The organism is Frankia gtarii (assembly GCF_025403375.1).
GTDB lineage: Bacteria > Actinomycetota > Actinomycetes > Frankiales > Frankiaceae > Frankia > Frankia gtarii.
This window is the reverse complement of the sequence record NZ_JAMPTM010000329.1, coordinates 1-6,959: the sequence shown is the minus strand read 5'-3', so window position 1 is coordinate 6,959 and position 6,959 is coordinate 1. Positions and strand designations below refer to the sequence as shown.

The following is a 6,959-nucleotide window of genomic DNA, read 5'->3' as shown; positions in this document are numbered from 1 at the left end:
CCCCGAACCCGCCCCCGTCACCAGCGCGACCTCGCCCGCCAACGAACCACCCGCCGACGAACCGCCGGCCAGCGAACCGCCGGCTAACGGGCCCTGGGCGCCGGCGCGGCCGGTCGGCTCACCGAAGGTAGTCATAGCCGCCATCGACCATCAGCGTCGTGCCGGTGATGTACTGCGCGTCCGGGCCGACGAGGAACACCACGGCGCGGCCGACGTCGGCCTCGGCATCGCCGAGTCGACCCAGCGGCACCTGGGCGGCGAGGGTGGCCGCGGCGTCGGGCAGGTCGGCGGTCCAGCTGTCGAAGCCGGGCGAGCCGGCGAGCGGGCAGACGACGTTGACCCGGATGCCGTAGCGGCCCCACTCGGCGGCGGCGACGCGGCTCATCGTCCGCAGCGCCTCCTTGGCCGCGGCGTAGGCGCCCATCGCGGGGCGGGCGGTCAGCCCGCTGCCGGAGCCGAAGTTGACGACGCTGCCGTGGGAGGCCCGCAGGTCGTCGAAGCAGGCCTGCATGAACCGCAGCGACCCGACCGGGCCCGACTGCCACACGGCGTCCAGGTCGTCCTCGGTGAGCCGGCGAATCGAACCGTAGCGGGTGGTCTGCGCGACGTTGACCAGGCTCGTCACCGGGCCGAGCGCGGCGCGCACCGCGGCCACGGCGGCGTCCACGTCGGCGCGGACCCCCGCATCGGCCTGCACCGCGATCGCCCGCCCTCCCCGCTCGACGATCTCGGCGGCCACGGCCTCGCACTTGGCCAGTGTCCGCCCGACGACCGCGACGGCGGCGCCCTCGGCGGCCAGCGCCAGCGCCACGCCGCGGCCGACGCCCTGGCCGGCCCCGGTCACCAGGGCGACCGTCTCCCCCAGCCTCACACCGATTCCCCGGCGACCACGGAGGCCGGGGAGGCCGGGGAGGCCGGGCGAGCGGCGGCCTGCAGGGTGGAGTAGAGCGGGTCGGTGCGGTCACGGCGCGGCAGATGCTCGCCGAACGCGGCGATCCGGGTGCGGTCGGCGTCCCAGGGCCGGACCCACTCGATGGCGGTGATCCGGTCGGCGATGCGCCAGCGCCCGTCGCGGCGTTCGAACCGGTCGACGTAGCGGAAACCCGCGGCGTAGTTCCACCGCAGGTCGCCGGCGGGTTCACCCGCGTGGTAGGCCACGCCGTAGCTCTCGGCGACGGCGACCTGGGCGTCGGCGACGTCGTGGCCGGCGGGGATGTCGACGAGGACGTTGCCGAGGTGGTGCATGGTCATGGTCTGGCGGCCCAGCAGCGGGCCGACCCAGGCGATGAACTCGTCGCGGGTGCCGGTGAACGGCCCGTGCCGGTCGGTCGCCTCCGGCCAGTAGCAGCCGCGGACCAGTTCGAGGTCGAGGCGGTCGATGCCGCGGCAGTACTCCAGCAGCACCCGGCGGATCGCAGCCTCGTCGCCGGCCGTGGCCGGCCCACCCGTCAGCGCGCTCACCGGCGGACCTCCCGCGGGTCGATGTTCGCCCGGCCAACAGCGACGTGCGCCCGGTCGACAGCGACGCGCGCCCGGACCGGGGCCGAAGGGCCCAGGACAGCGGGACCGACGATGTTGACGGGAGCGACAGATTCGGTGGGCGCCCGACCCGCGACCTGCCTGACAGCGGACGAGGCGGGGGCCCTTCCCGGCCCCCGTAAGTCGGGGATGTCCGTCGTCATCGCTCGCCCACCTTCCCGGGAGGCCGCCATTGGCCTCGCCATCGTCATTGGAGCGACGTTTGACGGTCATGTCAACATGCAGGATGCTCGACCGGTGGGGCCGCCGGGCGCGGTGATCAGCGTGCGCCCGCCAGCGGCATCCGGACCGGTCACGCCGCCCCCACGGCCAGCCGATCCGCCTTCGAAGTATTCGCGCCACACACCGTATAGATCCAGATAGATCCAGTCCGTATGGACATCGAACTGTTCGAGGAGACCGGAGCCGATGAGGCAGGACATCCGATGAGGCAGGACATCCTGGCCGGCGTGCGGGTCGTCGAGGTGGCGACATGGACGTTCGTCCCGTCGGCGGGCGCCGTGCTCGCCGACTGGGGTGCCGACGTCATCAAGATCGAGCACCCGGTCACGGGTGACCCGCAGCGCGGCCTGATCAGCTCTGGCATTGTCGCCGGCGCCGGCAGCATCAACCACTTCGTCGAGCAGCCCAACCGCGGCAAGCGCAGCCTCGGCCTGGACATCGGCAGCGAGTCCGGCCGCGAGATCCTGCAGAAGCTGGTGGCGGAGTCGGACGTGTTCGTCACGAACCTGCTGCCCGACTCCCGGGCCCGCGCCGGCATCGACGTCGACGACGTCCGCGCCTGGAACCCGAAGGTCATCTACGCCCGCGGCCACGGCTACGGCTCGCAGGGGGAGCAGGCCGGCCGCGGCGGCTACGACATGGCCGCCTACTGGTCGCGCGGCGGCATCGGCGACTCGCTCATCCCGAACGAGGGCGACTGGCCCGCCCCGCAGCGGCCCGCCTTCGGTGACACCTACGGCGGCTTCGCGCTCGCGGGCGGCATCGCCGCGGCGCTGTTCCGCCGCGAGCGCAGCGGCGAGCCGTCCGTCGTCGACGTGTCCCTGCTGGCCGCCGCGATCTGGCAGCTCGCCCCGGACATCGTCGGGGCCGGCGTCACCGGCGCACCGATCCCGAAGTTCCACCTCGAGGAGATGCCCAACCCGGTCGCGAACCTCTACCGCACCGGCGACGGACGGTTCCTCGCGGTCGTGCTGCTGCAGGCCGACCGCTTCTGGTCGGACTTCTGCACCCGCCTGGGCCGCACGGACCTCATCGACGACCCCCGGTACAGCGACGCGAAGGTCCGCTTCGTCAACCGGCGCGAGTGCATCGCCGAGCTGCGGGCAACCTTCGAGTCGGCACCGCTGTCGCACTGGGAGAAGGCCCTGGCCGACTTCGACGGCGTCTGGGACGCCGTGCGCACCGCCCCCGAGCTGCACTCCGACCCGCAGGTCCAGGCGAACGGTTACCTGCCGAAGATCACCGACGGCAACGGCAACACGTTCTCCGTCGCGGCGAGCCCGGTGCAGTTCGACGAGAAGCACCTCGAACTCACCGCCGCCCCCGAGCACGGCCAGCACACCGAGGAGATCCTCCTCGAGCTCGGGTACGACTGGGACAAGATCATCGAGTTCAAGGAGACCGGCGCCACCTCCTGAGCGACCACGGCGGGCCGGGCCGCGGAAACGCACGCCTGGCCCGCCGCTGCTGTCCGGCCCGGCCGCACGCCGGATCAGCCGCACGCGGACGCGATGCGCGTCCACCGGTGCCGGCATGTTCTGCTCCGTCCCCCCGCGGGGGCGCCCACGGCGCCTCGCGCCGAGCCCCACGAGGTATCCAGTAGTGATCGACCAGGTCGGCGTCGCCGACACCGAGGAACAGGCCGCGCTCACCGAGGCCGTGGTCGGCCAGCTCGCCCGCAACTGGCCCACGGACTCCCGGCACAAGCAGATCGCCGACCCCGCGCAGGTCTCGGAGCTACCGGTGTGGGCGGCGCTCGCCGAGGTGGGGCTGGCGGGCCTGCCCCTGGCCGAGGAGCAGGGCGGCGGGGGCGGCCGCTGGGCCGATCTCGCCGTCGCCCTCGAAGCGGTCGGGGCGGTGCTCGCACCGGTGCCGAGCGTCGGTGCCGCCGCGGCGCTGGGGACCCTGCAGGAGCTGCCCGCTGCGGCGGCGTCGGCGCTGCTCGGCGCCGTCGCCGACGGAACGGTGGTGACCCTGGCCTGGACCGCGCACGAGGGCCTGTGGGGCGCGCCCGGCTCGGTGCGCGCGGCCACAACCTCCCCTGCCGGTGCGCAGGTGGGTCTCACCGGCGAGGTCTCGGCCGTGCTGTCCCCGGAGGCGGCCCACGTGCTGGTGCTCGCCGAGGCGCCGGGCGGCCCCCTGCTGGTCGTCGTCGACGCCGGCGCCGCCGGGTTCGAGCTGACCCGGGTCGGTGGCGTCGACGCCACCCGGCCGCTGGGCACGCTGACCCTGCGCGAAACCCCGGGCACCGTGCTGGCGGCGGGCGCCGAGGCGATCGCGGCGGTGCGCCGGGGCCAGGCCACCGCGGCGCTGGCGCTGGCCGCCGAGCTCACCGGCCTCGCCGGGCACTGCCTGATCGGCGCGGTCGGTTACGCGGCCGACCGCCACCAGTTCGGCCGTCCGATCGGCTCCTTCCAGGCCGTCAAGCACCGCTGCGCCGAGATGCTCGCCGAGGTCGAGCAGGCCCGCGCGGCCACCCGCCACCTCGCCGCCCACCTCGACGACGCCGCCGACCCGGCCGAGCTCGACGATGCCCTGGCGCTGGCCCTGCTCGCCGCCGGCCGCGCCGCCCACGTCGTCTCCAACGAGTACCTGCAGATCCTCGGCGGGATCGGCTTCACCTGGGAGCACGAGGTCCACCTGTACCTGCGCCGCGCCGCGGCCACCGCGCCGCTGCTCGGCGGCGCCGCCGCGCACCGCGCCCGCCTCGACCCGACACGGCGCGGCGCCGGCGCCCACCCGGCGCTGAGCGTGCCCGGCTCCGGGCCCGCCGCGCAGCTCGCCGGGCACGTCGCCGCCCTGCTGCCCGCCTACCGCGAGGCCTGGGGCGACGAGGTGTCGTTTCCCGCCCGGATGGCCTGGCAGCAGGCGTTGCACTCGGTCGGCTGGGTCGCCCCGCAGTGGCCGGTGGAGTACGGCGGACGCGGGCTCGGCATCGTCGACCAGGTCGCCTGCGACCGGGTCATGGCGACCCACCGGGCGCCGCAGCCGCTCGGCGGCGTCCTCGGCCTGAACAACGTCGCCCCCACCCTCATGCGTTACGGCACGCCCGAGCAGAAGGCGCACCTGCCGGCGATCCAGGCCGGCACCGAGATCTGGTGCCAGGGCTTCTCCGAACCCGGTTCGGGCAGCGACCTGGCCTCGCTGCGCACCCGGGCGGAGCTCGTCGGCGACGGCGACGACGCCGAGTTCGTCATCACCGGGCAGAAGGTGTGGACGTCGGAGGGCATGGAGGCGACCCACTGCCTGCTGCTGGCCCGCACCGATCCGGACGCGGCCCCGCACCGCGGGATCTCCGCGCTGCTCGTGCCGCTCGACCTGCCCGGCATCACCCGCCGCCCGATCACGATGATCACCGGCGAGAGCGGCTTCGCCGAGGTGTTCTACGACGAAGTCCGCGTCCCGCGCAGTGCGCTGCTCGGCCCGTTGCACGCCGGCTGGACGGTCACCATGACGACGCTCGGCTTCGAGCGGGCGGGTGTCATCGAGCTCGCCGCCGGGCTGGAGCAGTCCGTCGACGATCTGGTGACGGCGCTGTCCGGGCACGGCCTGGACGAGCTGACCCGCCTGGAGCTCACCGACCGGCTCGTCGAGGCCCGCCTCGTCGGCCTGCTCGGCAGCCGCGCGCTCGGCCGCATCGCCGACGGCGGCGCACCCGGCGCGGAGCACTCGGTCATCAAGCTGCTGTGGTCGCGGGCCATGCAGCACCAGGGCGAGACGCATCTCGCCGCCCTCGGCCTCGCCGGCGTCGCCGAGACGACCGGACGCCGCGCGCAGCGGGAGTACCTGATGTCGCGCTCGGCGACGATCGCCGGCGGCACCACCGAGATCATGCGCAACATCCTCGCCGAACGCGTCCTCGGCATGCCCCGCTGACTTTCTGCAACGTCCCCCCGCCGGGGCGGCCCAGACAGACTGGACCGCCCCGGGTTGATATGACAGTCGTGCTGTCAGCGCGTTGCGGCGTGCCTGCGGCCAGGGCCGCCAAGCGCGTATCCGCTTGTACCCACCGCTGGCAATGACGGTGACGCTGTCGATTCCTGCGACCGGGAAGGGGCAGTTGCTGCCGACCTGATTGCCGTGGCCGAGCTGACCGACCGCGTTCCATCCCCAGAATTAGGCGACCCCGGTGGCCGGTGGCGCGCCGTGCCGGCCTGCTGCCGCCGACTTCGTGGCGGACCAGTCTGCCGTTTCCGTCGCGAATACCGCGGCGGGCAGAGATATCAGGAAGAAAACGGCCGCGAACACGGCCGCACCCAGCACAGACTTTACCTTCGTGATTGATACCTTATTTTTCGCGTGTCGGACATCCCTGCCCTCTCCTTGGAAGGACGGTCTTGGAAGGACGGTCCTCGACGACTCCGCTGATAGATTCCCACCAGTGAGCGAGCAGCTGCCCGGCGGCACCGAGCTGTCACTCGCCGAGATCGAAGCCCTCGGCGCCAGGTGGTCATCGTGCTGGACCCCGCGCCAGGTCGCACAGCACCTGGCCGGGATCACCGTGCCCTGGTGCGTGGCCGCGGGCTGGGCGCTGGACCTGTTCCGCGGCACGCAGACGCGCGAGCACGGGGACATCGAGATCGCGGTCCCCGCCGCGAGCTTCCCCGAGATCCGCGACCGCTTCCCCGGATACGCCTTCGACGCGGTCAGCAGCGGCCGGATCTGGGAGAACGCCACACCGGACGTGCTAGCCGCCACACACCAGACCTGGCTGCGCGACCATACCACCGGCAATTACCTACTTGATGTGTTCCGAGAACCCCACGACGGCGATATCTGGATCTACCGGCACGACCAGACGATCCGCCTTGCCTACGGCGAGATCATTCACCACACCCCAGACGGCATCCCATACCTGGCTCCCGAAATCGTCCTGCTGTTCAAGGCCAAGCACGCCCGCCCCAAGGATCGGGCAGACTTCGACGGAACCATCCCGCACATGACCCCGGCCCAGCGCCGGACCCTGGCCGAGCTACTCGCCCGCGCGCACCCAGGACACCCCTGGCAGGCGAGCCTGTAGCCCCGCCTCCCGGCCCCCACAAGGCGTTTCGGGCCGACTCTGTCCGGTGCGCCGCGGGCCCCGGTAGCGTGGAGATCCGCCCATGGATGGAGACGCGCATGCCCGCAGCCGAGCCGGACGCCGCGGCGGGTGTCGCCGGCAATGCCGGCGGTGTCGGCGCGGGCGGGGTGGGCGTCGT

At 73.3% G+C, this 6,959-nt stretch carries 5 protein-coding genes; 3 read left to right on the top strand and 2 right to left on the bottom strand.

Going from position 1 to position 6,959, the window contains the following annotated elements; all coding sequences use genetic code 11:
- Nucleotides 1-118 precede the first annotated feature (118 nt).
- Together NBZ83_RS28555 and NBZ83_RS28550 are read right to left on the bottom strand one after the other, a co-directional pair.
- Nucleotides 119-871 carry an SDR family NAD(P)-dependent oxidoreductase gene (locus tag NBZ83_RS28555; protein ID WP_261566416.1) on the bottom strand — a complete coding sequence of 251 codons (753 nt, stop codon included), beginning with the start codon at nucleotides 869-871 and terminating at the stop codon, nucleotides 119-121.
- Nucleotides 868-1,461, bottom strand: a complete 594-nt coding sequence (locus NBZ83_RS28550) for a nuclear transport factor 2 family protein (RefSeq protein WP_261576176.1) — start codon at nucleotides 1,459-1,461, stop codon at nucleotides 868-870. The genes NBZ83_RS28555 and NBZ83_RS28550 overlap by 4 nt, the downstream gene beginning before the upstream one ends.
- Before the next feature lie 503 nt (nucleotides 1,462-1,964).
- Here NBZ83_RS28550 and NBZ83_RS28545 point away from each other — a divergent pair.
- From NBZ83_RS28545 to NBZ83_RS28535, 3 genes are all read left to right on the top strand, one after another.
- The gene (locus NBZ83_RS28545; protein ID WP_261566418.1) at nucleotides 1,965-3,179 is read left to right on the top strand and encodes a CaiB/BaiF CoA transferase family protein; all 1,215 of its coding nucleotides are present in this window, start codon (nucleotides 1,965-1,967) and stop codon (nucleotides 3,177-3,179) included.
- A gap of 184 nt (nucleotides 3,180-3,363) precedes the next feature.
- Complete coding sequence (locus NBZ83_RS28540) at nucleotides 3,364-5,637, top strand: acyl-CoA dehydrogenase family protein (RefSeq protein WP_261576175.1); 2,274 nt, start codon at nucleotides 3,364-3,366, stop codon at nucleotides 5,635-5,637.
- 505 nt (nucleotides 5,638-6,142) lie between these two features.
- The gene (locus tag NBZ83_RS28535; protein WP_261576174.1) at nucleotides 6,143-6,781 is read left to right on the top strand and encodes a nucleotidyltransferase domain-containing protein; all 639 of its coding nucleotides are present in this window, start codon (nucleotides 6,143-6,145) and stop codon (nucleotides 6,779-6,781) included.
- Nucleotides 6,782-6,959: the final 178 nt, after the last annotated feature.

Coding starts and splice junctions, on each gene's coding strand:
- NBZ83_RS28545 (WP_261566418.1), top strand. CDS start 1,965: ATGAGGCAGGACATCCTGGCCGGCGTGCGGGTCGTCGAGGTGGCGACA.